The sequence below is a fragment of the Facilibium subflavum genome (genome assembly GCF_003574485.1).
GTDB lineage: Bacteria > Pseudomonadota > Gammaproteobacteria > Francisellales > Francisellaceae > Facilibium > Facilibium subflavum.
Map to the genome: position 1 here is coordinate 1 of NZ_QLIT01000313.1, position 530 is coordinate 530.

Genomic DNA, 530 nt, shown 5'->3' on the forward strand with positions numbered 1-530 from the left:
ATGCGAATCAAGGGTTGAATAATATTCAAAAATAAAGCTTACGAGTTGCCAATCCATGCTTTATTGTGTTAATGGACCAACAAAAACACCAAGATACGATGGATTGGCTGAGCAATATTATATCACTATACCTACAAATATCCGAATATTATGAATCAACTTTGCAATACTTCTGTCAAAGGTTTAGTAATAACAATAACCCCATCTTTACGGATCAAGAAGTTATAACCATATACCTCATGGGCATTATTGAAGGGCGCAGGAAGGTAAAAGATATCTATCAGCATGCAAAGAGCTACTGGAGCGATCTTTTTCCAAAACTACCATCCTATGCTGCATTTAACCATAGGCTAAACAGATTAGAAGATGTTTTTCCAGTACTGCTTGAATACTATCAAGGCAGGCTACCTCATGCTGTTTATGACCAGATAAACCATAGACTTGTTGATTCAATGCCAATTGTGATGGCACAAAACAATCGTCGATTTAAAGCTTGTATTGCCTCAGAACTAGCAGATAAAACGGGACAT

1 protein-coding gene is annotated in these 530 nt (G+C 36.8%); it reads left to right on the top strand.

The window, feature by feature from the left end; all coding sequences use genetic code 11:
• Positions 1 to 71: 71 nt before the first annotated feature.
• A partial coding sequence (locus DNK84_RS13650) for a hypothetical protein (RefSeq protein ID WP_208123347.1) occupies positions 72 to 530 on the top strand: 459 nt, incomplete at its 3' end.